Origin of the sequence: Streptomyces sp. NPDC093089 (assembly GCF_044754405.1) — a bacterium.
Taxonomy (GTDB): Bacteria; Actinomycetota; Actinomycetes; order Streptomycetales; family Streptomycetaceae; genus Streptomyces.
Genome location: NZ_JBIVPA010000005.1, coordinates 21,772 through 45,113, shown reverse-complemented (window position 1 = coordinate 45,113; position 23,342 = coordinate 21,772). Strand labels below are relative to the sequence as shown.

At 72.5% G+C, this 23,342-nt stretch carries 20 protein-coding genes; 10 read left to right on the top strand and 10 right to left on the bottom strand.

Annotated features, from left to right (window positions below; all coding sequences use genetic code 11):
- Positions 1 to 21 precede the first annotated feature (21 nt).
- The 5 genes from ACIQFX_RS12950 to ACIQFX_RS12930 are packed head-to-tail and all read right to left on the bottom strand — an operon-like array spanning position 22 to position 5,993.
- Positions 22 to 1,098 carry a LacI family DNA-binding transcriptional regulator gene (locus ACIQFX_RS12950; protein ID WP_402461712.1) on the bottom strand — a complete coding sequence of 359 codons (1,077 nt, stop codon included), beginning with the start codon at positions 1,096 to 1,098 and terminating at the stop codon, positions 22 to 24.
- Positions 1,086 to 2,753 (bottom strand): alpha-amylase family glycosyl hydrolase, encoded by a 1,668-nt coding sequence (locus ACIQFX_RS12945; RefSeq protein WP_402461709.1) that lies wholly within the window; start codon positions 2,751 to 2,753, stop codon positions 1,086 to 1,088. The genes ACIQFX_RS12950 and ACIQFX_RS12945 overlap by 13 nt, the downstream gene beginning before the upstream one ends.
- Before the next feature lie 50 nt (positions 2,754 to 2,803).
- On the bottom strand, positions 2,804 to 3,682 hold the full coding sequence (locus tag ACIQFX_RS12940; RefSeq protein ID WP_402462826.1) for a sugar ABC transporter permease: 879 nt from the start codon (positions 3,680 to 3,682) through the stop codon (positions 2,804 to 2,806).
- A complete protein-coding gene (locus ACIQFX_RS12935) occupies positions 3,676 to 4,686 on the bottom strand; it encodes a carbohydrate ABC transporter permease (RefSeq protein WP_402461706.1) in 1,011 nt (336 codons plus the stop codon). The genes ACIQFX_RS12940 and ACIQFX_RS12935 overlap by 7 nt, the downstream gene beginning before the upstream one ends.
- Positions 4,687 to 4,715: 29 nt before the next feature.
- Positions 4,716 to 5,993 carry an extracellular solute-binding protein gene (locus ACIQFX_RS12930; protein ID WP_402461703.1) on the bottom strand — a complete coding sequence of 426 codons (1,278 nt, stop codon included), beginning with the start codon at positions 5,991 to 5,993 and terminating at the stop codon, positions 4,716 to 4,718.
- 367 nt (positions 5,994 to 6,360) lie between these two features.
- Between ACIQFX_RS12930 and ACIQFX_RS12925 the strand changes: the two genes are divergently transcribed.
- Both ACIQFX_RS12925 and ACIQFX_RS12920 read left to right on the top strand, forming a co-directional pair.
- Positions 6,361 to 7,395 (top strand): LacI family DNA-binding transcriptional regulator, encoded by a 1,035-nt coding sequence (locus ACIQFX_RS12925; protein ID WP_402461700.1) that lies wholly within the window; start codon positions 6,361 to 6,363, stop codon positions 7,393 to 7,395.
- 75 nt (positions 7,396 to 7,470) lie between these two features.
- Entirely contained in the window at positions 7,471 to 8,376 is a 906-nt protein-coding gene (locus ACIQFX_RS12920) for a phosphatase PAP2 family protein (RefSeq protein ID WP_402461697.1), read from the top strand.
- 126 nt (positions 8,377 to 8,502) lie between these two features.
- On the opposite strand, the gene ACIQFX_RS12915 is transcribed toward ACIQFX_RS12920, so the two are convergent.
- Positions 8,503 to 11,490 (bottom strand): bifunctional [glutamine synthetase] adenylyltransferase/[glutamine synthetase]-adenylyl-L-tyrosine phosphorylase, encoded by a 2,988-nt coding sequence (locus tag ACIQFX_RS12915; RefSeq protein ID WP_402461694.1) that lies wholly within the window; start codon positions 11,488 to 11,490, stop codon positions 8,503 to 8,505.
- Positions 11,491 to 11,893: 403 nt separating this feature from the next.
- Between ACIQFX_RS12915 and ACIQFX_RS12910 the strand changes: the two genes are divergently transcribed.
- Positions 11,894 to 14,134, top strand: coding sequence for a PIG-L family deacetylase (locus tag ACIQFX_RS12910; protein WP_402461691.1), 2,241 nt, complete (start codon positions 11,894 to 11,896; stop codon positions 14,132 to 14,134).
- A 46-nt stretch (positions 14,135 to 14,180) separates the two neighbouring features.
- Positions 14,181 to 14,612: a VOC family protein gene (locus ACIQFX_RS12905; RefSeq protein WP_402461688.1), complete on the top strand. Its 432-nt coding sequence runs from the start codon at positions 14,181 to 14,183 to the stop codon at positions 14,610 to 14,612.
- A 19-nt stretch (positions 14,613 to 14,631) separates the two neighbouring features.
- On the opposite strand, the gene ACIQFX_RS12900 is transcribed toward ACIQFX_RS12905, so the two are convergent.
- The 3 genes from ACIQFX_RS12900 to ACIQFX_RS12890 form a co-directional block, all read right to left on the bottom strand.
- Positions 14,632 to 15,120 (bottom strand): GNAT family N-acetyltransferase, encoded by a 489-nt coding sequence (locus ACIQFX_RS12900; RefSeq protein WP_402461685.1) that lies wholly within the window; start codon positions 15,118 to 15,120, stop codon positions 14,632 to 14,634.
- On the bottom strand, positions 15,117 to 15,530 hold the full coding sequence (locus ACIQFX_RS12895; protein WP_402461682.1) for a hypothetical protein: 414 nt from the start codon (positions 15,528 to 15,530) through the stop codon (positions 15,117 to 15,119). Before ACIQFX_RS12895 ends, ACIQFX_RS12900 begins: the two co-directional genes overlap by 4 nt.
- A 340-nt stretch (positions 15,531 to 15,870) precedes the next feature.
- Positions 15,871 to 17,232 carry a glutamine synthetase family protein gene (locus ACIQFX_RS12890; RefSeq protein ID WP_033209691.1) on the bottom strand — a complete coding sequence of 454 codons (1,362 nt, stop codon included), beginning with the start codon at positions 17,230 to 17,232 and terminating at the stop codon, positions 15,871 to 15,873.
- A 292-nt stretch (positions 17,233 to 17,524) separates the two neighbouring features.
- On the opposite strand from ACIQFX_RS12890, the gene ACIQFX_RS12885 reads away from it, so the two are divergent.
- The 4 genes from ACIQFX_RS12885 (at position 17,525) to ACIQFX_RS12870 (ending at position 19,866) form a co-directional block, all read left to right on the top strand.
- On the top strand, positions 17,525 to 17,860 hold the full coding sequence (locus tag ACIQFX_RS12885; RefSeq protein WP_402461678.1) for a hypothetical protein: 336 nt from the start codon (positions 17,525 to 17,527) through the stop codon (positions 17,858 to 17,860).
- 73 nt (positions 17,861 to 17,933) lie between these two features.
- Positions 17,934 to 18,611, top strand: coding sequence for a DUF3105 domain-containing protein (locus ACIQFX_RS12880; protein WP_402461675.1), 678 nt, complete (start codon positions 17,934 to 17,936; stop codon positions 18,609 to 18,611).
- Complete coding sequence (locus ACIQFX_RS12875) at positions 18,608 to 19,237, top strand: DUF305 domain-containing protein (protein WP_402461672.1); 630 nt, start codon at positions 18,608 to 18,610, stop codon at positions 19,235 to 19,237. The genes ACIQFX_RS12880 and ACIQFX_RS12875 overlap by 4 nt, the downstream gene beginning before the upstream one ends.
- 209 nt (positions 19,238 to 19,446) lie before the next feature.
- A complete protein-coding gene (locus ACIQFX_RS12870) occupies positions 19,447 to 19,866 on the top strand; it encodes a CBS domain-containing protein (protein ID WP_402461669.1) in 420 nt (139 codons plus the stop codon).
- Here the strand turns inward: ACIQFX_RS12870 and ACIQFX_RS12865 are convergent.
- Positions 19,851 to 20,156, bottom strand: coding sequence for a hypothetical protein (locus ACIQFX_RS12865; RefSeq protein ID WP_402461666.1), 306 nt, complete (start codon positions 20,154 to 20,156; stop codon positions 19,851 to 19,853). The genes ACIQFX_RS12870 and ACIQFX_RS12865 overlap by 16 nt on opposite strands.
- A 215-nt stretch (positions 20,157 to 20,371) precedes the next feature.
- Between ACIQFX_RS12865 and ACIQFX_RS12860 the strand changes: the two genes are divergently transcribed.
- Both ACIQFX_RS12860 and ACIQFX_RS12855 read left to right on the top strand, forming a co-directional pair.
- A complete protein-coding gene (locus ACIQFX_RS12860; protein WP_402461663.1) occupies positions 20,372 to 21,505 on the top strand; it encodes a hypothetical protein in 1,134 nt (377 codons plus the stop codon).
- A gap of 57 nt (positions 21,506 to 21,562) precedes the next feature.
- On the top strand, positions 21,563 to 23,326 hold the full coding sequence (locus ACIQFX_RS12855; RefSeq protein WP_402461660.1) for an NAD+ synthase: 1,764 nt from the start codon (positions 21,563 to 21,565) through the stop codon (positions 23,324 to 23,326).
- Positions 23,327 to 23,342: the final 16 nt, after the last annotated feature.

Sequence of the window (23,342 nt, the reverse complement as noted above, 5' to 3'; positions counted from 1 at the left end):
CGGACACCACTGCGCAAGTTGTTACGAAAGACCTTGCGGACCCCTGGGAGGCTGCGCCGTGGAGCCGCGTACCACCAGCTCCGGCTGGAACACGAACTCCGTGCGCTGCACCGGATTTCCCTCGATCTCCTCCAGGAGCGCGCCGACGGCGGCGGTCGCCATCGCCTGCACCGGCTGGCGCACGGTGGACAGCGGCGGGCTGGTGAAGGCGATCAGCGGGGAGTCGTCGAAGCCCACGACGGAGACGTCGTCGGGCACCTCGAGGCCCCGGGCCCGGACCGCGCGGATCACGCCGAGCGCCATCAGGTCGGAGGCGCAGACGATGCCCGTGCACCCCTCGCGCAGCAGGATCTCGGCGGCCGCGTGGCCGCCCTCGACGCCGAAGAGCGTGGGCCTGATGAACCGTTCGGCGTCCGCCCGCTCGACGCCGAGGAGCTCGTACAGCTCGGCGGCGAAGCCCTCGGCCTTGCGGCGCGAGGGCACGTAGCGGGTGGGGCCGATGGCGAGGCCGATCCGCTCGTGCCCCAGCTCGACCAGGTGCCGGACGGCCATCCGGGCCGCGGCCCGGTCGTCGGGCGAGACGAAGTTGGCGTCGATGTGCTCGTTGTAGCCGTTGATGAGGACGTACGGCACGCCCCGGGCGCTCAGCCGGGCGTAGCGGGCCGGGTCGGCGCTGGCGTCCGCGTGCAGCCCGGAGAGGAAGACGATGCCGGCCACCCCGCGCTCCACGAGCTGCTCGACGAGCTCGTCCTCGGTGGCGCCGCCGGGCATCTGGGTGCAGAGCACCGGCGTGTAGCCGTGCCCGGCGAGGACCTGTTCGACGACCTGCGCGAAGGCCGGGAAGATCGGGTTGGTCAGCTCGGGCACCACGAGCCCGACGAGGCCCGCGCTGCGGCGTTTGAGCCGTACGGGACGCTCGTAGCCGAGCACGTCGAGCGCCGCGAGCACCTTGTGCCGGGTCGCGCCGGCCACCCCCGCCTTGCCGTTGAGGACGCGGCTGACGGTGGCCTCGCTGACGCCGGACTGGGCCGCGATGTCCGCGAGCCGCGGGGCGCCGTTCCCGGCACCCCGCGGCAGGGGGATCGTCACACCGCCCACCAGACGGTGGTGTCGGCGGGCACTTCCGCCTCGTCGTCGACGATCCGGACGTCCTCGTTGGAGAGGAGGTACCGGCCGGGCAGCGGGACGGAGATGGCCCGGCCGGTGGTGTTGGCGGTGCAGACGAAGCCGTCGCGGCGGAAGGAGAGCACACCCTCGGGTGCCTCCAGCCACTCGACGTCCTCGCCCGCACCGAGTTCGGGGCGCTCGCGGCGCACGGCGAGCGCGCTGCGGTACAGCTCCAGGGTGGAGCCGGGGTCGCCGGTCTGCGCCTCGACGCTCAGTCCGCCCCAGGTGGCGGGCTGCGGCAGCCAGGAGCCGCCGGTGCCGAAGCCGTACGACGTGCCCTCGGCGGTCCACGGGATCGGCACCCGGCAGCCGTCGCGGAAGCCGTCCTGGCCGCTGGCGCGCCAGAAGGACGGGTCCTGGCGGACCTCGTCGGGCAGGTCGGTGACGTCGGGCAGGCCGAGCTCCTCGCCCTGGTAGACGTACGCCGAGCCGGGCAGGGCCAGCATCAGCAGGGTCGCGGCGCGGGCGCGGCGCAGGCCGAGGGCGCGGTCGCCGGCCTCACGGAGCTGGGTGCCGAGGCCCGCCGGGTTGGCGAAGCGGGTGGCGTGCCGGGTGACGTCGTGGTTGGACAGCACCCAGGTGGTGGGGGCGCCGACCGGGCGCATCGCGTCGAGCGAGGCGTCGATGACGGCGCGGAGCTCCGCGGCGTCCCAGTGGGTGCCCAGGTACTGGAAGTTGAAGGCCTGGTGCATCTCGTCGGGGCGCACGTAGTTCGCGGTGCGGTCGACGGTCGGGGTCCACGCCTCGGCGACGAGGACGCGCTCCCCGTCGTACTCGGCGAGGACCTTGCGCCAGGTGCGGTAGATCTCGTGGACGCCGTCCTGGTCGAAGAAGGGCATGACGTCGTTGCCGAGCAGCTTCAGCTGGTCGTGGGCGCCGATGTCGGGCAGGCCCGGGGCCTTGACCAGGCCGTGGGCGACGTCGACGCGGAAGCCGTCGACGCCCATGTCCAGCCAGAAGCGCAGGATGGAGCGGAACTCGTCGCGGACGGCCGGGTGCTCCCAGTTGAAGTCGGGCTGCTCCGGGGCGAAGAGGTGGAGGTACCACTCGCCGGGGGTGCCGTCCGCGTTCTCCGTACGGGTCCAGGCGGGACCGCCGAAGATGGACTCCCAGTCGTTGGGCGGCAGTTCGCCGTTCTCGCCCTGGCCGGCGCGGAAGTGGTAGCGCTCGCGCAGCGGCGATCCGGGGCCCTCGCGCAGGGCGCGCTGGAACCACTCGTGCTGGTCGGAGGAGTGGTTGGGCACCAGGTCGACGATGACGCGCAGGCCCAGTTCGTGGGCCTCGCGGATCATCGCGTCGGCGTCGAGGAGCGAGCCGAACATCGGGTCGATGGCCCGGTAGTCGGCGACGTCGTAGCCGGCGTCGGCCTGCGGCGAGGCGTAGAACGGGGAGAGCCAGACGGCGTCGACGCCCAGGTCCTTGAGGTACGGCAGCCGGCTGCGGACGCCCTCCAGGTCACCCATGCCGTCACCGTTGCCGTCGGCGAAGCTGCGCGGGTAGACCTGGTAGATCACGGCGTCTCTCCACCAGCCCGTGTGCGTGCCGGTGGTGGGGGCGTCGGCCGGGGTGGCGAGATGCTGGGTCATGTCTTCCCTGGGAGGTAAGGAGGTGCGTTCGGGCGGGGTGCTCAGGGCCGTCAGCCCTTGACGGCACCGGCCGACATGCCGGTGACCAGGTGCCGCTGGGCGAAGAGGAACACCAGGGCGGCGGGGACGGCGATCAGTACGGAGGCCGCCGCCATCGGGCCCCACTGCGCCCCGTACTGGTTGACGAACTTCTGCAGTCCGCCGGCGAGCGTCAGGTTCTCGTCGCCGACCATGAAGGCGGAGGCGTAGGCCACCTCGCCCCAGGCGGTGATGAAGGAGTAGAAGGCGGTGACGGCGATGCCCGGCTTGGCGAGCGGCAGGATCAGCCGCCAGAAGGTGCCGAACGGGGTGAGGCCGTCGACGTAGCCCGACTCGTCGATCTCGCGCGGGATGGTGTCGAAGAAGCCCTTCATCATCCACGCGCAGAACGGGACGGCGATCGTCAGGTAGGTGACGACCAGGCCGACCGGCTGGTTGAGCAGGCCCATCGACGCCATGATGTTGTAGATCGGCACGATGAGGACGGCGACCGGGAACATCTGGGTGATGAGCAGCGTCCACATCAGTCCGCGCTTGCCGGGAAAGCGGAAGCGGCTGACGGCGTAGCCCGTGGTGGCGGAGACGAAGACGCCGATGACGGTGGTGAGGCCGGCGACGAGCAGCGAGTTGCCGAACCAGGTGAGGAACGGGGTGTCCCGCAGCAGGTTCGTGTAGTTCTCGAGCGTCGTCTCCTTGAAGAAGTCCGTGGTGATCGCGTACTTCGCGGGCTTCAGCGAGGTCAGCAGCACCCAGAGGACCGGGAAGACGGCGATCACGGACGCGACGATCAGCGTGGCGTGCAGCGCGACCGAGGCCAGCGGCGAGCGGCGGCCGCGGATCGGGGTGTTGGCGGGCGCGGCGTGACGGGCGGGGGTCGTGGTGGTCACCAGACTTCTCCCTGCTTGCGGAGGACTCGCCGGTAGACCGCGGCGAAGATCATCAGGAGGACCAGGATGAGCACGCCCCAGGTGGACGACTGGGCGAAGTCGCGCGGGCTGACCTCGAAGGAGAACTTGTAGGCCTGGGTGACGAGGATCTGGGTGGCCTCGCCGGGCCCGCCCCGGGTGAGCAGGAAGATCACCGGGAACATGTTGAAGGTCCAGATGGTCGACAGCAGGATCACCGTCGTCGACACGGAGCTGAGCCCGGGCATGGTGATGTGCCGGAACCGCTGCCAGGCGTTGGCGCCGTCCATCTCGGCGGCCTCGTACAGCTCGCCGGGGATGGACTGGAGCCCGCCGAGGAGGGCGACCATCATGAACGGCACGCCGAGCCAGACGTTGACGAGGATGACCGAGAACTTGGCCCAGGTGGGGTCGTTCAGCCACGGCAGGGCGTCGATGCCGCCGCCCGCGAGGATCTTGTTGAGGAGGCCGTTGTCCTGGTTGTAGAGGAAGCGCCAGGCGAAGACGGAGACGAAGCCGGGCACGGCCCACGGCAGGATGAGCATCAGCCGGTAGGCGCCGCGGCCGGCGATCCTGCGGTTGAGGATGTTGGCGAGGGCCAGGCCGAGGGCGAAGGTCACCGACACGCAGGCCACCGTCCACACCAGCGTCCAGCCCAGGGTGGAGAGGAACTGGCCGCCCGTCAGCGCGTCCGCGTAGTTGTCCAGGCCGACGAACTCGTAGCTGGCCGGGATGTGGTTGACGCCGATGGAGCGCTCGACGTTGCGCTCGTTGGCGTCGGTCAGCGACAGGAAGATGCCGCGGACCAGCGGATAGCCGATGATCACGGCGATCACGACGGTCACCGGGGCGACCATCGCCCAGGCGTACCAGTGGGTGGCGAGGGAGCGCTTCGACGCGCCCCGGGGCTTACCAGTTCCGCGGCTCCGGCCGCGGGCGCTGTCGCCCGCGGCCTTCACCACCGACTGGCTGGGGGTGTCCACAGCCATCAGCCGGCCTGCCTTCCTTCCTCTTCCTGCTACTTCCAGTCCTTCAGGAGCTTGCGGTAGCCGTCACCGGTCGCCTTGGCACCCGCCTCGGGGGTGGTCTGGCCGGTCAGGACCTTGGTGTACTCGGTGACGAGCGGCGCGAAGAGGCTGCCGGTCTCCGGGATCCAGGGGCGCTCGACGGCCTTGTCGACGACCGGCTTGAAGAAGGTGATCATCTCGTTGGTCGCGACGTCCGACTTGATGTAGACGGACTGGCGGGTCGGGAGGAGGCTGAGCTCCTTCGCGATCGTCGCCTGGGTCTCGACCGAGGTCATGTACTCGGTGAAGGCGTAGGAGGCGTCGAGGTTCTTCGAGCCCGCGTAGACGGCGAGGTTGTGACCGCCCTGCGGGGCGCCCTGGCCGGCGGAACCGGCCGGGACCGGGGCGATGCCCAGGTTGGCCTTGTCCGTGAACTCCTTGCCGGCGTAGGTGTCGGAGACGGCCCACGGGCCGTTGATCATCATGGCGACCTTGCCGTCCTTGAAGGCCGTCTGCATGTTGTTCCAGCCGTCGGTCGCGTCCGTCTTGGCCGCGCCGGAGTCCACCAGGTCCTTGACGGTCTTGAAGGCCTTCACACCGGCGGGGCTGTCGACGGTGACGGTCTTCTTGTCGGCGTCGACGAGGTCGCCGCCCTCGCCGTACAGGAAGGAGAGGAACCAGTAGGCGTCGTCGCCGCGCAGGTAGAGACCGGTCTTGCCGGTCTTCTCCTTGATCTTGGCGGAGACGGTCTTGAGCTCGGCGATGGTCTTGGGGACCTCGACGCCGGCTTCCTTGAAGATCTTCTTGTTGTAGAAGATGCCCATGGAGTCGATGACCTGCGGAACGGCGTAGGTCTTGCCCTTGTACTGGGTGGAGGCCGACGCCTGCTTGAGGAAGTCGTCCGCGCCCTTGAGGGCGGGGGTCCCGTCGAGGGGGGCCAGGTAGCCGAGGTCGGCGAACTCGGGGGTCCAGGCGACCTCGGAGCGGATGACGTCGGGGGCACCGGAGCCGGACTGCGCGGCGTTCTTGAACTTGTTCTGCGCCTCACCGAAGGGCACGTTGACGTACTTGACGGTGACCTTGGGGTGCTTCTTCTTGAAGTCCTCGGCGACCTTCTTGAAGACCTTGTCCTCGGAGCCGACCGTGGACGTGTCCCACCAGGTCACGGTGCCGGAGAGCTCGCCCGAGCCCTTCGCGCCGCCGTCCTTCGAACCGCTGTCACTCCCGCACGCCGCCAGGGTCACGCCCAGGGCCGCGACCAGCGCGGTGGCCGCTATGCCACGCCGCATGTGAACTCCTTCGATGATCCCGGGGAGACGAGGGGCTGGAACCTTCCTCATGCGACCGCTCCCTCGCGGCGCTCCGGGTTGCCAGGAACGTAACAGGGATGAAAACGAGCCGAAAGAGCTTGCGGGGAATTTCTGCAAGACCCGGCGATCGTTACATCCGCGTGTCCCGAAGGTTGCCTACGAGCCGCTTGACAGGGTCTGTTTCGGGCATCTCACACGCGGAAAGCCCCCGCGGAGCCCCGCCACCAGCGCGAAAGGGCCCCGCAAGCCCTGCAAGACCTTGCGCAACGGCTCGAACCTTGCGGTCCCCTCCCGACGCCGGTGAACCGGTGGGAAATACGCGCTGTGACCGGTACAGTCCCTTCTCATGACCGCGCGGCTCTCCGACATCGCAGCCCAGGCGGGGGTCAGTGAAGCCACAGTCAGCCGCGTGCTCAACGGCAAGGCCGGCGTGGCGGCGGCCACCCGCGAGTCCGTCCTCGCCGCCCTCGACGTGCTCGGCTACGAGCGTCCCGTACGCCTCCGCCAGCGCAGCGCGGGCCTCGTCGGCCTCATCACCCCCGAGCTGGACAACCCGATCTTCCCCGCGCTCGCGCAGGTCATCGGACAGGCCCTGACCCGGCAGGGGTACACCCCCGTCCTCGCCACCCAGACCCCCGGCGGGTCCACCGAGGACGAGCTCACCGACATGCTGGTGGAGCGCGGCGTCGCCGGCATCATCTTCGTCTCCGGACTGCACGCCGACACCACCGCCGACATGACGCGCTACGACCAGCTGCGCGGCAAGGGCGTCCCGTACGTCCTCCTCAACGGCTTCTCCCCCAAGGTCCAGGCTCCCTTCGTGTCGCCCGACGACCGGGCCGCGATGGTGCTGGCCGTGACGCACCTGGCCGCCCTCGGGCACACCCGGATCGGGCTCGCCGTCGGACCGAAGCGGTTCGTGCCGGTGCTGCGCAAGATAGAGGGCTTCCAGAAGGGCATGGAGGAGCGGCTCGGCCTCGGCCCCGACGAGTCCGAGGCACTGATCCAGCACTCCCTCTACACCCTGGAGGGCGGCCAGGCGGCCACCGCGGCGCTGATCTCCCGCGGCTGCACGGCGATCGTGTGCGCGAGCGACATGATGGCGCTCGGCGCGATCCGGGCCGCCCGCCAGCAGGGGCTCGACGTGCCGCGGGACATCTCCGTCGTCGGCTTCGACGACTCTCCGCTCATAGCGTTCACCGACCCGCCGCTGACCACCATCCGCCAGCCCGTACAGGCGATGGGGCAGGCCGCGGTCCGCGCGCTGCTCGAAGAGGTCGGCGGCACTCCGGCGCCGCACTCCGAGTTCGTCTTCATGCCTGAGCTGGTCGTTCGCGGTTCAACGGCCTCCGCTCCGTCCCCCGCGCGCACTCCTTCCTGAGACGGAGGGGGTGCGCCCGGACCCCGACCGGGGGATGATCGGTCGGGGGGTGGGGATCTGGCAGACTCTCTCCCTATGGGTGAAACGACCGTGAAGAGTTTGGACGACCGGACGACCCCGTCGTCACCCACAGTGGCCGACGGCAGGCTCGCGCGCCTGCGCGCGCGCACACCCCGGCGCCCCACGATCTGGTTCGAGATCCTGCTCATCGCGGTGAGCTACTGGACGTACTCCCTCATCCGCAACGCGGTGCCGGAGCAGAAGGCCCAGGCGCTCAGGAACGCCGACTGGATCTGGCAGGCCGAGGAGTCCCTCGGGCTCGCCTTCGAGCACGCCGTGAACCAGGCCGTGAACTCGGTGACGTGGCTCATCGTGTCGATGAACTACTACTACGCCACGCTGCACTTCGTCGTGACCATCGGTGTGCTCGTGTGGCTGTACCGAGGGCACCCGGGCCGCTACTCCGCGTTCCGCACCGTCCTGTTCGCCACCACCGGTGTGGCCCTGGTCGGCTACTACCTGTATCCGCTCGCGCCGCCGCGGCTCATGAACGGCCAGGACTTCATCGACACGGTGCTCGTCCACCACACCTGGGGCTCGATGGCCTCGGGCAACCTCAAGCACGTGTCGAACCAGTACGCGGCGATGCCGTCGATGCACATCGGCTGGTCGCTCTGGTGCGGAGTGACGATCTTCCTGCTGGCCAAGGCGCCCTGGGCGAAGATCCTCGGCCTGCTCTACCCGGTGGCCACCCTCGTGGTGATCGTCGCCACCGCCAACCACTTCTGGCTGGACGCGGTCGGCGGCATGATCTGCCTGGCCTTCGGCTTCGGCGTCTCCTACTGCTGGTACGGCTCCCGGCCGCACCGGCTGCCCCGCCTCGTCGAACCCGCAGGCGCCGTCGCCCGCGGCGGCCCGCGCCCGGCGGCGGAGCCCGACCGGGCGACCGACGCGGAACGGCCGGTCGGCTCCTCCAAGTGAGGCCGCCGGTCGGCGGGCCCGTCCCGGGGCCGTAGACCTCGGGCCCCGGCGACCCCTGCGGCTCCGCACCCGCTCCCGGTCCGAAGGGCCGGCGATCCGCAGGGCCGACGCACGGGGCCCGCGCCCCTACGCTCCGTAGAACAGCTCCTCCACGACCGCCCGGGCGCGGCGGGTGATGCGGCGGTAGTCGTCGACCATCTCGCCGACGTGGCCGGGGGCGTACCCCAGGTACCGGCCCACCGCGGCGAGCTCGCGCGGGTCGGAGGGGAAGGTGTCGCCGGCCCGACCGCGCACCAGCATCACCGCGTTGCGGACGCGGGTCGCGAGCACCCAGGCCTCGTCCAGGGTCTGCGCCTCCTCCGTCGGGATCAGGCCGGCCGCGTGCGCCGCCCGGAGGGCCTCGCGGGTGCGGGTCGTCCGCAGCCCGGGCTCCGCCCAGCCGTGCCGCATCTGGAGGAGCTGGACCGTCCACTCGACGTCGCTGAGGCCGCCGCGCCCGAGTTTGGCGTGGAGCGTCGGGTCGGCGCCGCGCGGCAGCCGCTCCGACTCCATGCGGGCCTTGAGGCGGCGGATCTCGCGGACCGCGTCCTCGCCGAGGCCCTCGGCGGGGTAGCGCAGCGGGTCGACGAGCTCGACGAACCGGTCGGCCAGGTCCAGGTCGCCCGCCATGGGCGCGGCGCGCAGCAGGGCCTGGCTCTCCCAGACCAGGGACCAGCGGCGGTAGTAGGCCTCGTACGACTTGAGGGTGCGGACCATGGGGCCGCTCTTGCCCTCCGGCCGCAGGTCCGCGTCGATCAGCAGCGGCGGGTCGGCGGTGGGGAGCTGGAGGAGCCGGCGCATCTCGGCGACCACCCGGTTCGCGGCGCGGGCCGCCTCCTGCTCGTCGACGCCCTCGCGCGGCTCGTGGACGAACAGGACGTCGGCGTCGGAGCCGTACCCCAGCTCGTGGCCGCCGAAGCGGCCCATGCCGATGACCGCGAACCGGGTCGGCAGCGTCTCGCCCCACTCGGCGCGGACGGCGGCACGCAGGGCGCCGGCGATGGTGGCCGCGTTGAGGTCGGTGACGGCCTCGCCGACCCGGTCGACCAGGGCACCGGGGTCGGGTTCGCGGAGGTTGTCCTCGGTGCCGTACGAGCCGATGAGGTCGGCCGCCGCGGTGCGGAACAGCTCCCTGCGGCGCACCCCGCGGGCCGCGGCGACGGCCTGCTCGGCGTCCTCCGCACGGCCCACCGCAGCCAGGACCTCCTGCTCCAGGTGGTCGCGGCCGCGCGGCTTGAGCCCCTCCGGGTCGCCGAGGAGCGCGACCGCCTCGGGGGCGCGGAGCAGCAGGTCGGGGGCGAGGCGGCCGGCGGAGAGCACCCGGGCGAGGTTCTCGGCCGCGGCACCCTCGTCGCGGAGGAGCCGCAGGTACCAGGGGGTCTTGCCGAGGGCGTCCGAGACCTTGCGGAAGCCGAGCAGGCCGGCGTCCGGGTCGGCCGAGTCGGCGAACCAGCCGAGCAGCACCGGGAGCAGCGTCCGCTGGATCGCGGCCTTGCGGCTCACCCCGGAGGCGAGCGCCTCCAGGTGGCGCAGGGCGGCGGCGGGGTCGTCGTAGCCGAGCGCTTCGAGGCGCTGCCCGGCCGCCTTGGGGCTGAGCCGGATCTCGCCGGGGGCGAGCTGGGCGAACGCGTCGAGCAGCGGGCGGTAGAAGATCTTCTCGTGCAGCCGGCGGACGACGGCCGCGTGCCGCTTCCACTCCTTGTTGAGTTCGGCGACGGGGTCGGTGCGCAGGCCGAGCGAGCGGCCGAGGCGGCGCAGGTCGTCCTCGCCCTCGGGGACGAGGTGGGTGCGGCGCAGCCGGTACAGCTGGATGCGGTGCTCCATGGCCCGCAGGAAGCGGTAGGCCTCGTCGAGCTGGGCGGCGTCGGCGCGGCCGACGTAGCCGCCGGCGGCGAGCGCGGCCAGCGCGTCGAGGGTGGTGCCGCTGTGCAGCCCGGCGTCGCTGCGGCCGTGCACCAGCTGGAGGAGCTGGACGGCGAACTCGACGTCGCGCAGGCCGCCGGGGCCGAGCTTGAGCTCGCGCTCGACCTGGGCGGCGGGGATGTTGTCGACGACCCGGCGGCGCATCTTCTGGACGTCGGGGACGAAGTTCTCGCGCTCGGCGGCCTGCCAGACGAGCGGGGAGACGGCGTCGATGTACTGGGCGCCGAGTTCCGGGTCGCCGGCCACCGCGCGGGCCTTCAGGAGGGCCTGGAACTCCCAGGTCTTCGCCCAGCGCTGGTAGTAGGCGAGGTGGGAGGAGAGGGTGCGGACGAGGGGGCCGTTGCGGCCCTCGGGGCGGAGGTTGGCGTCGACCGGCCAGATGGTGCCCTCGACCGTGGTCTCCGAGCAGATCCGCATGAGGTGCGAGGCGAGCCGGGTCGCCGCCTGGATCGACTTCCCCTCGTCGGCGCCCTCGACCGGCTCCCCGACGAAGATCACGTCCACGTCGGAGACGTAGTTGAGCTCGTGGCCGCCGCACTTGCCCATCGCGATGACGGCGAGCCGGCACATGGCGGCGTCGGCGGGTGCGGCGGTACGGGCGATGGCGAGCGCGGCGCGCAGGGTGGCCGTCGCCAGGTCGGCGAGCTCGGCGGCGGCCTGGGCGACGTCGGTGGTGCCGCACACGTCACGGGCGGCGATGGCGAGCAGGCAGCGGCGGTAGGAGACCCGCAGTGAGACCGCGTCGGTGGCGTCGGCGAGGCCCTGCTCGAACTCGGGGACGCCCGGGTGCAGGTCGGCCGCCTCGTAGGTGACGAGGGACTCCCAGTCGCGGGGGTGCCGGGCCAGGTGGTCGGCGAGGGCCTCGGAGGCGCCGAGGACGCCGAGGAGCCGGTCCCTGAACGGCTTGGCGGAGAGCAGCGTGGCCGTGAACGTCTGCCGCTCGGTCTCGGGCTGCGCCTCGGCCAGGCGGACCAGGCCGCGCAGGGCGAGGTCCGGATCGGCGGTGGCGCCGAGCGCGTCCAGGAGGACGGAGTCGTCCCGCAGCTCGGACAGCTCGGGCGCGTCGAGCAGTCGTTCGGCCCCCGAGGGGTCGGTGAACCCGTGCCGCAGCAGACGTGAGAACGTACTGCTCCTGCGTCCCGGCACCGTCATTCCGCCGCTCCCTCCGAGCAGGTCAGCCCCAAGGGCCGAGCCTATCCGGCGCGGGGGCCGCGGGCGCCCCCGCCCGGCGGTCACGTCGCGCCGGACGGCTGCCCGATCCGGCGCGTACGTGGCGCATCCCACGCCCCCTCGCACGTGAGATCCGGCACAAAGATCCCTTTCGGGGCGAATGAACCGTAAATCTAGAAGATCCGTCTTGCTGCGCGCGGGACGCCCCCGCACCGCCGGGAGCGGCCGGCCGCCGCACGCGTCCCGCAGCACCTTGCTCGACCCTGCTCGTTCCTGTTCACTCCCGCTCCTCCCTGCACAGCCCTGCTCGTTCTTGCTCCACCCCGCACCGCCTGCTCCACCCTGCTCTGCCCCGCCCCGCCCGTCAGTGAAAGTGCCGCCGAACATGCCTGTCCGCCTCCGCCTCCGCCGCCCCTCCCGTCGCAGAATCGTTTCTGCGACCGCCGCGACCCTCCTGGTCGGCGGCACGTTCGCCGGGCTCCTCTCGGTGACGGCGGCGAAGCCGGCGGCACCCGCCGTACCACCGCCGGCCCACGAGGCCAAGGCGCCGGCGAAGCCCCCGGCCGAGCCCGTACGGACCCCGCACGCCGCCACCTCGGTGATGCAGGTCGTGGCGCACCCGGACGACGACCTGTTCTTCATGAACCCGGACGTCTCGCAGTCGCTGCGCTCCGGCAGCCCACTGACCTCCGTCTACCTCACCGCCGGCGAGTCGGACGGCGTCAACGCCCGCCCGAGCGACGCCGCCGCGGCCGCGCCGGACAAGGCGGGCTACGCCGAGGCCCGGCAGAACGGCATACGCGCCGCGTACGCCGAGATGGCGACCGGCAGCCGGACCGCCGTCTGGGACCGGGTCGCCCTCCCCACCGCCGGCGGCGCCGCGGCCGAGCTGGACACCCTGCGCGCGAAGCCCCAGGTCAAGCTGGTGTGGCTGCAGCTGCGCGAGGCCGGCTCGATCAGCGGCGACCGCCCGCACAGCCTCAACGGCCTCTGGCACGACCGGATACCCGCGCTGGCCTCCCAGCGCGCGACCGGCACCCCCGTCGCGGCCGACTTCACCTACACGAAGGACCAGGTCGTCGCGACCCTCACCGGACTGCTCGAACATTTCCGGCCGACCTTCGTCCGCATGCAGGACCCGACCCCCGGCACCTGGTCGGAGGCGAAGCCCGGGACGGGGACGACGACCGCGGCAGGCGCGGGGTCATCGGCCGGCGCAGGCACCTCGACCGGCTCGGGCTCCACGGCCGGCTCGGGCTCCACGGCCGGCTCGGGCTCCACGACCGGCTCGGGCTCCACGGCCGGTTCAGGCTCCGCGGCCGGTTCGGGGGCCGGGGCGGTGAAGCTCCGGGACCATCAGGACCACCTCTACGGGGCGCGGTTCGTCCAGGCCGCCCTGGCCCGGTACGCGGACGTGCCAGGGCACCCGCACGTGGGCGTGCAGAACTACCTGGGCTACCCCACCAGCTCGCTGCCGCACACGCTCGACCCCGAGACGGCGGGTGCGAAGCTGCGGACCCTGAAGACGTACGCCTGGACGGACGGGGTCAACGACTGCGGCACCGCCGCCGGCTGCGGCGACCTGAAGGTGGCCGCGCGGCCCGGCGGGCGGGGCTGGACGCAGACCGTCAGGTACGCCCGCTCCACCTCCACCTCGTGGGTGCAGCGGGACGGCACCGGCGCGCTGCACGCCTTCTCCGTCCTCGACGGACGGCTCGCCGAGTGGCGGAAGCCGGCCGGCACCGAGGCGTGGCACGGGCCGACGCTGCTGCCCGGCGGCGGCCTCGACAGCGGCGTCACCTCCGTCGTCCTGCCCGACGGCCGCACGGCGGTCTTCGGCACCCGTACGACGCTCGGCGCCGACGCCTCCGCGTACGGCCGCGAGGTCGTGACCACCGCGCAGACCACGCCCGGCGGCGCGTTCGGCCCGTGGCGCTCGCTCGGCACACCGGAGCGGGACGACGCCGGCGGCACCTCCGACATCAGCGCGCCCGCCGTGACCGTGGACGACGCGGGCCTGGCGACCGTGCTCCTGCGGGACAGCGGCCACCGCCTCACGGCCCGCGAGCAGCGCGCCGACGGCGGCTGGGGGCCGTGGCGGACGCTGGGCGGCACGGACGTGACGGGCGACCCCGTGGCGGCCACCGACGGCACCGGCCGCGGCTACGTCTTCGCCAGTACCCCGAAGACCGTCCTGACCTGGGCCCAGGAGCGGCCCGGCGGCCCCCTGGCAGGTCCGGTGCGGACGGGTCTGCCGCCGACCACGCTGGCACTGAGCGCGCGTCCCGCACCGGACGGCGACGGGGTACGGCTCTGGTTCCGCAAGCCGTCCTCCGGCGACCTGCGGAGCGCCGACTTCTCGGGCGCGGGCCCGGTGTCCCCGTTCACCGAGCTGCCCGGCTCCGGCGTCGCGGGCTTCGGCCCGGTCAGCGGCGGCGACGGCCTCCTCGCCGTACGGTCCCGGACGGGCTTCCTGGCGACGGCGCCGCACGGCCGGACGGCCGGGGCGCCGCCGGCGTGGACCCTGGAGAAGTTCCTCTTCGCCGGCGCTCCGGACGCGGGGACGGACGGGGTGGCGGCGATCGGCCTCGACGGCCGGCTGCACTGGACTCCCGCTCCGCGCTGACCCGTTCCGGGTGCGCGGGGCCCTCCCGTGCGGGAGGGTGTCCCTCATGAATTGGACACTGGAAGTGGTCCCGGTACCCGTCACGGACATGGACCGGGCCAAGGAGTTCTACGGCGACAGGTGCGGTTTCAAGATCGACCTCGACGACGAGGTCGCGCCCGGCATGCGGATCGTCCAGGCGACCCCGCCGGGCTCCCGCTGCTCGATCGCCATGCTCAGCGGCATGCCGCCGATGCCCGGCACCAAGGACATGGCCCCCGGCACCCTGCACGGCCTCCAGCTCTGCGTGACGGACATCGAGGCCGCGCGGGCGGAGCTGGTCGAGCGGGGCGTCGACGTCTCCCCGGTGATGCACGTCGGCGCGGCGGGCTGGGAGGACGGCAAGGGCGACACCTGGAACTCGTTCATGACCTTCGAGGACCCGGACGGCAACGGCTGGGTCGTCCAGGAGGCCCCGTCGGAGCTGTCCGAGCGCTGACGGCGGCGCCCCGGCGCCGTCAGAGCGCCAGGTAGAAGTGGCGGAGCTTCTCGTCCTCCGCCACGCACCGCATCCCGGCGGCCTCCATCACCCGGTGCGAGGCCGGGTTGGTCAGGTCGGCGTCCCCCTTCACCCCGGCGGCGCCGGCCACCCGGGCCACCTCGACGAGGGCCCGCAGTGCCTCGGACGCGTAGCCGTTCCCGCGGACCTGCGGCAGCAGCCCGTATCCGACGGTCGCGACCCCGATCTCGTCCGGCGGTCCGTGGAAGCCGATGCCGCCGACGGTGACGCCGTCGAGCCGTATCTCGTACGTCCGGAACACTCCCGGGTCGCCGCGCTCGGCGAAGCCCCTCAGGAAGCCGTCGGCCGAGCGGACGTCCCCGGCTCCGGGGTAGCCCTCCGCCCACCGGTCGTCGGGGCCGGCCTCCCGGCCGACGACGCGTTCGGCCCGGTCGACGGTCATGGGACGCAGCACGAGCCGCTCGGTCGTGACGTTCTCGATCTTCACTGCCGCAGTGTGCGGCGCACCCCGCCGCCCGGGCAACGCAATTCCCCGCGCCGACCCCCGGCGCGGGCTCGTGCCCCGCGCCGGGGGGGAACGTCGAGAACCGGCCTCCTCCCCCACAACACCGGAGGTTCTTGCGGAGTTCGAAAATAGGCCCACGCCAGCGCGTACATCCGCTCGCCGACGACCTCCGCCGCGTCGATCTGGCCGTAGTCGCCGCTGAGCTCGATGACCGCACCGGTGCCCGTCGGCACGGGGTGACGGGCATCGATGGGAACGTTCCGCTCCAGGGCTCCGGTGTCGCGGTCGAAGGCCGCCGCCATCAGCTCGACGTCCCCGCCGTTGTCGGAGCCCGGGTCGTCCGCGTCCTCCCCGCCGCAGGCCAGGACGGCGTGGACCTGTTCCTTGCCCACGAACGCGTCCCCCACCCCGCACGTGCCGGGAACGGCCGCCGTGCACGGCCCCCGCGAGCGGCGTTCCGGAGACCCGCCCGACACGTTGGTCTTCGAACGACGGTCAGGCCAAGGGCAGGGCTTCCCAGCGGTCCATGCCGATTCGGCGCGGGTGGAGGACGTGTCGGCCGAGGGCGAACCGCGAACGCCGCCGGCGGCGGCGCGACGGTCGGCGGGACGGGCCCCTCCGGCGTCGGACGGCCCGCGGACGGCCCGGGGCGACAGGAACGGGTTCGGGCCGCCGGCGGTCCGCCGGCGGCCCGAACCCTCGCTTCAGGGGTGCACTGCTTCCGACCTGCGCTTACAGCACCGGCAGGTTCTTGCGGAGTTCGAAGGCGGTGACCTCGGAGCGGTACTCCTCCCATTCCTGCTTCTTGTTGCGGAGGAAGAAGTCGAAGACGTGCTCGCCGAGGGTCTCGGCGACCAGTTCACTCTTCTCCATGAGGGCGATGGCCTCGCCGAGGTTCTGCGGGAGGGGCTCGATGCCCATCGCGCGGCGCTCGGAGTCGGAGAGGGCCCAGACGTCGTCGTCGGCGCCGGCGGGGAGCTCGTAGCCCTCCTCGATGCCCTTGAGGCCGGCGGCCAGGAGGACGGCGTAGGTGAGGTAGGGGTTGGCGCCGGAGTCGATGGAGCGGACCTCGACGCGGGAGGAGCCGGTCTTGCCGGGCTTGTACATGGGGACGCGGATGAGGGCGGAGCGGTTGTTGTGGCCCCAGCAGATGTACGAGGGGGCTTCGCCGCCGGAACCGGCCGTGCGGGAGGAGCCGCCCCAGATGCGCTTGTAGGAGTTGACCCACTGGTTGGTGACGGCGGAGGTCTCGCCCGCGTGGCGCAGCAGGCCGGCGATGAAGGAGCGGCCGACCTTGGAGAGCTGGTACTCGGCGCCCGACTCGTAGAAGGCGTTCCGGTCGCCCTCGAAGAGGGAGAGGTGGGTGTGCATGCCCGAGCCGGGGTAGTCGGAGAACGGCTTCGGCATGAACGTGGCCTGCACGCCCTGTTCGAGCGCCACCTGCTTCATGACCAGGCGGAAGGTCATGATGTTGTCGGCGGTGGAGAGGGCGTCGGCGTAGCGGAGGTCGATCTCCTGCTGGCCGGGCGCGCCCTCGTGGTGGGAGAACTCCACCGAGATGCCCATCGACTCGAGCATGGTGATGGCCTGGCGGCGGAAGTCCATGCCGACGTTCTGCGGGGTGTGGTCGAAGTAGCCCGAGTTGTCGGCCGGGGTGGGCCGGGTGCCGTCGAGCGGCTTGTCCTTCAGGAGGAAGAACTCGATCTCGGGGTGGGTGTAGAAGGTGAAGCCGAGGTCGGAGGTCTTGGCCAGGGCCCGCTTGAGGACGTAGCGCGGGTCGGCGAAGGACGGCGAGCCGTCCGGCATGAGGATGTCGCAGAACATGCGGGCCGTGCCGGGGGCCTCGGCGCGCCACGGCAGGATCTGGAAGGTGCCCGGGTCCGGCTTGGCGATCATGTCCGATTCGTAGACGCGGGCGAAGCCCTCGATCGCGGAGCCGTCGAAGCCGATGCCCTCGTCGAAGGCCTGCTCCAGTTCCGCGGGGGCCACGGCCACCGACTTGAGGAAGCCCAGCACGTCGGTGAACCACAGGCGCACGAAGCGGATGTCGCGCTCCTCGAGCGTACGGAGCACGAATTCCTGCTGCTTGTCCATTTCCACACCCATCCTCGCTGGTCAGGCCGCCTGCTCCCACCGCCTCGGGTACATCGGGGGGCACCTGAGCATCCCACCACATGGTTTCGCGCACGTTGCACACCCATAGTGCCTGCTCGGGTGTGACACAGGTAACGCGGAACGGCCGATTCCGGGTGTCTGTTCGCCCGTCCGGCGCCTGCCTCCGATCTCCGGGTGGTACCCCGTTCGGCCCACGGGCGGCCCGCGCCCACTACGATCTGCGCCCATGGGGGCCCCACGGCTCGTACGCCTGTCCGGAGACGCGCGTCCCATGGCACTGGCGAGTGCCGTGGCGACGCTCCTCGCCGCGCTCTTCCTCTGCCTGGGGACGGGTCCGGACCGGCAGGAGGCCCACCACGAGGGGGACACGGCCCTGCGGGCGGTGACCACCACGGGCGAGTACGTCTGCCCGTACGACCGCGGCGGCTGCTCGCTCTTCCCCTCCCTCTCCCCCGCGGTGCTCAGCGCGCCCCCGCTCGACCCGCCGCTGCACGAGGAGGGCGGGTCGCCGCGGCTCGCGCCGCCGTCGGGCGACGGCCCCGCGCGCCGCTCGGGCGCCCAGCCGCGCGCTCCGGACCTGCACGTCCTTCAAGTTCTCCGGACGTAGCGGCGGCGGGCTCCCGCCCCGCTGCGTCCACCCCCGAACTCCACCCCCACCCCTGAAGAAGGACGACACCACCATGGCCGCCAACCGCTCCGCCAACGCCGACCGCCGCGCCCGAATAGAGCAGATGCGCCGCGCCGAGCAGGCCCGTGAGCGCCGCAACCGCCTGATCACCATCGGCGTCTCCGGCGTCGTCGTCCTGGGCCTCGTCGGCTTCGGCACCGTCGTGCTGATGAAGAAGTCCGACGAGCAGGACGCGAAGGAGGCCGCCGCCAAGGCGCCCATCGCGTCCGAGAAGTCCTGGGACGCGAAGAAGCTCGGCCGCAACCACGTCGAGACGGCCGTGAAGTACGACATGAAGCCGCCGGTCGGCGGCGACCACCACCCGGTCTGGATGAACTGCGACGGCGTGGTCTACAAGGAGAAGATCGCCGAGGTGAACGCCGTGCACTCGCTGGAGCACGGCGCCGTCTGGGTGACGTACAACAAGACGGCCTCCCAGGCCGACGTGAAGCAGCTGGCCGACAAGGTCGGCAAGACGAAGTACACGCTGATGAGCCCCGTGGACGACCAGGCCGGGGCGATCATGCTGTCCGCCTGGGGCAAGCAGGTGACCGTGGACGGCGCCGACGACCCGCGCGTCGACGCGTTCTTCACGAAGTACGTGCAGGGCCCGCAGACCCCGGAGCCGGGCGCGGCCTGCACCGGCGGCATCGGCGCGGACGGCGCCGGCGGCGCGGGGATGGGCCAGTGAGGCTCAACCGCACGCAGGGCGCCGCGGTCTCCGCCGTCGCCCTCGCGCTGCTGTTCGCCGGCGGGGCGGTGACCGTCGCCTCCGCCGACCGCGAGGAGACCCCCCGCACCCCCGACTCCGCCTCGGCGGACGCCGGTTTCGCACGGGACATGTCCGTCCACCACCAGCAGGCCGTCGAGATGTCGTTCATCGTCCGGGACCGGACGAAGGACGAGGAGGTCCGCAGGCTGGCGTACGACATCGCCAACACGCAGGCCAACCAGCGGGGCATGATGCTCGGCTGGCTGGACATGTGGGGCCTGCCCAAGGTCCAGTCCGGCGTCGAGCCGATGACCTGGATGGGCATGGGCGGGTCCGGCGACACCGGTCCGCTGGACGGGGCGCTGATGCCCGGCATGGCGACCAACGCCCAGCTGGACGAGTTGCGCAAGGCCAGCGGCCGGGAGGCCGAGGTCCTGTACCTGAAGCTCATGACCGAGCACCACAGGGGCGGGGTCCACATGGCCGAGGGCTGCGCGCAGAAGTGCTCCGTGGACATCGAGCGCGGGCTCGCGCAGGGCATGGTCGACGCCCAGCAGTCCGAGATCGCGCTGATGGCCGACATGCTGAGGAAGCGCGGGGCCTGACCCCGGTCCGGGGCCGGCCCGGGACGGTTCCGGCCTTCACGGCCCCTCACGGCCCCCGTGACCCTTCGTGGTCGCGGGGGCCGTCGCACGCGCCCCGCGGACCGTGGGCCGGGCCCGGTGCCGACGAGTCGCGCGGGGCGGGCCGCGCGCCGACAATGAGGGGGCTCGGGGAGTTCGTACGACGACGCTCGACGAAAGGTACGCACCCCATGACCACGGCGAAGGACATCATGCACACCGGGGCCCGGTGGATCCCGGAACACGAGACGCTCGACCGGGCGGCGCAGCTGATGCGGGACCTGAACGTGGGCGCGCTGCCCGTCGCCGACGCGAACGAACGGCTCTGCGGCATCGTCACGGACCGCGACATCGTGGTCCGCTGCGTGGCCATGGGCCACGACCCGTCGAAGATCACCTGCGGCGAGATCACCCAGGGCACGCCCCGCTGGATCGAGTCCGGCGCGGACGTGGGGGCCGTCCTGGAGGAGATGCAGAGCCACCAGATCCGGCGCCTGCCCGTCATCGAGGACAAGCGGCTCGTCGGCATGATCAGTGAGGCCGACCTGGCCCAGCACCTGTCGGACGAGGAGCTGAAGGCGTTCTGCGCGAGCGTCTACGCCGCTTCCTGACGCTTTTCCGGGACCGCCCGGGCGCGCCACCGCGTCCGGGCGGTCCCGCATGACCGGACGGCCCGGGGCCCCGACGAGGACGAGGCGAGTTCGGCGCCGACGAGGGCGGTGGGCAGCAGGAGGACGAGGGCGGGGAGCAGGTGGAGGAAGACCGCGGCGAGTCCGTGGACGGCCGTGGACGGCGAGGGCCGCAGGCTCGCGACGGACGCGGTGGTCATGGGGGCGAGGGCCGGCCAGGAGATGAACCGGCGCTTCGTGCCGTCGTCCTGGACGACGCCGCCGGCGGCCACGGTGGCCGGCGTCGACTCCGCGGCTCGTCAGTGGTCGTCCGGGCCCATGATCAGCGGGGCGGGCGGCCCCGCATGTCGGCGCGGGGCGGGGCCGCCGGTGCGCGCGGCGGGAGGTGACGGACGGGCGCCGATTCCCCCGCCGCTCGGAAAGCCGCTGGCCGGGGCCCGTTCGCCGGTCTACCGTCGACGCTTCGGATCACCTCGGAGGACCCCGCATGACCACGCCCGCAGACACGCCCGACTCGCCGCCCTGGGCCCCGCCCGGTCCGCGCCCGCCCGCCGAACCGGAGGCGGCCCGCGCGGAGATACCCGGCTCGGAGGCAGTCGGCTCGGAGGCGGCCGACCCCGAGGCAACCCCTGTCGAGGCGGGCCGTGCGGAGACGGCCCCGGCCGGGGCGGTCCACGGGGCGGGGGTGCCGCAGGGGCTCGCGACGGCAACGCCGGCTCAGGCGCCGGTCCAGGCCCCGGCCCCGTTCCCGGGTTCGCCGTACGGGCCGGGAATGCCGCACGGGCCGGGGATGCAGCACGGGCCGGGTGTGCCCGGGGCGGGTCCGTACGGCGTGCCGGCCGCGCGGACCGGGCTCGGGGTGGGGGCGCTGGTCATCGGTGTCGTGGGGCTGGTGTTCGGGATCATCCCGTTCCTGTTCTGGCTCGGCGGCTTCATGGGCGTCCTGGCGCTGGTCCTGGGCATCGTCGGTTACGGCCGGGCGGGCCGGGGCGAGGCGACCGACCGGGGGCAGGCGGTCGCGGGCATCGCGCTCGGCGCGGTGACGATCGTGGTGGCGACGGCCTGGCTGGTGGTGCTGGTCGTGGCGGCGCAGGTCGTGGAGCGCGTCGACGAGCGGGTCCGCGAGGAGGGGGGCGCGTCCGCCGAGCCGTTCGCGCCGGACGGCCGGCCGGACGGCACGGCGCGGCCCGAGCCCTCGCCCGAGCCGACGGAGACGGCTCCGTCGACGCTCGCGTTCGGCCGGACCCACACCTACGAGGACGGGGTGAAGGTCACCGTCTCCGTGCCGAAGCGGTACCGGCCCGACGGGTTCGCCGCCGGGTACGAGAAGGGCGACACCGCGCTCCGGGTGACGATCACGATCGTCAACGGCAGCGGTGAGGCCCTCGACGTGACGACCGCGCTGCCGGACGCGCGCGACGCGGAGGGCGCGCGGGCGAGCACGATCTTCGACGGCAGCAGGGCGACCGAGATGTTCCGGGGCACGGTCCTCCCGGGCAAGCAGGTCAAGGCCGGGTACGCGTTCGCGCTGCCGGCGCACGCGGACGGCGAACTGCAGATCGAGCTGGCGCCGAAGCTCCTCGCGTACGAGCCGGTGATCTGGACCGGTCCGGTGAAGTAGGCGCGGACGGGGCCGGATCACAGGACATAGCGTCGGTCTGACGATTACACTGGGCGGGTGCCTCAACTACGCCTCGCCCTCAATCAGATCGACTCGACCGTCGGAGACATCGCCGGGAACGCCGAGGCGATCGTGCACTGGACCCGGCACGCCGCCGGACAGGGCGCGCATCTCGTCGCGTTCCCCGAGATGGCGCTGACCGGATACCCCGTCGAGGACCTCGCGTTGCGCGGCTCCTTCGTCGAGGCGTCCCGGGAGGCCCTGCGCGGGCTCGCCCGGCGCCTCGCCGACGAGGGCTTCGGGGAGCTTCCGGTCGTCGTCGGCTACCTCGACCGCTCCGAGCGGGCCGAGCCGGGGCTCGGCCGGCCGGCCGGGTCGCCGGAGAACGCCGCCGCCGTGCTGTACCGCGGCGAGGTGGCGCTGCGCTTCGCCAAGCACCACCTCCCCAACTACGGCGTCTTCGACGAGTACCGCTACTTCGTGCCGGGCGACACCCTGCCGGTCGTCCGCGTGCACGGCGTCGACGTGGCCCTGGCGATCTGCGAGGACCTCTGGCAGGAGGGCGGCCGGGTGCCGGCGGCGCGCTCCGCGCGGGCCGGGCTGCTGCTGTCGGTGAACGCCTCGCCGTACGAGCGGAACAAGGACGACACGCGGCTCGAACTGGTCCGCAAGCGGGCCAGGGAGGCCGGGTGCGTGACCGCGTACCTGGCGATGACGGGTGGTCAGGACGAGCTGGTCTTCGACGGGGACTCGATCGTCGTGGACGCGGAGGGCGAGGTGATCGCCCGGGCCCCGCAGTTCGTCGAGGGCAGCGTGATCCTCGACCTGGAGCTGCCGGCGGCCGAGGCCGACGCGCCCGAGGGCACGGTCGACGACGGGCTGCGGATCGACCGGGTGGTGCTCTCCGACAAGCCTCTGCCCGCGTACGAGCCGGAGTTGACGGGCGGTTACGCGCACCGGCTCGACGACGACGAGGAGGTCTACTCGGCGCTGGTCATCGGGGTCCGCGCGTACGCCGCGAAGAACGGTTTCCGTTCGGTCCTGATCGGCCTGTCGGGCGGCATCGACTCGGCGCTCGTCGCCTCCATCGCCTGCGACGCGCTCGGCGCGGAGAACGTGTACGGGGTGTCGATGCCCTCGAAGTACTCGTCCGACCACTCGCGCGGCGACGCGGCCGAACTGGCGCGCCGGACCGGGCTCCACTACCGCACGGTGCCCATCGAGCCGATGTTCGACGCCTACATGGGGGCGCTGGGTCTCACCGGCCTCGCGGAGGAGAACCTCCAGTCCCGGCTGCGCGGCACGACCCTGATGGCGCTCTCCAACCAGGAGGGGCACATCGTGCTGGCGCCGGGCAACAAGTCCGAGCTGGCGGTGGGCTACTCGACGCTGTACGGCGACTCCGTCGGCGCGTTCGGGCCCATCAAGGACGTCTACAAGTCGGACGTCTTCCGGCTGGCGCGCTGGCGCAACCGGGCGGCGGAGGACCGCGGCCAGACCCCGCCGATCCCGGAGAGCTCGATCACCAAGCCGCCCAGCGCCGAGCTGCGCCCCGGCCAGGTCGACACGGACTCGCTGCCGGACTACGAGGTCCTGGACGCGATCCTCGCGCTGTACGTCGACCGGGACCTGGGCCGGGACGCGATCGTGGCCGCCGGGTTCGACGAGGAGCTGGTGACGCGGACGCTGCGGATGGTGGACACGGCGGAGTACAAGCGGCGCCAGTACCCGCCGGGGACCAAGATCTCGGCGAAGGGCTTCGGCAAGGACCGCCGGCTGCCGATCACGAACCGCTGGCGGGAGACGCCGGCGGCCGGCTGACCGCCGTGCCCTGCCG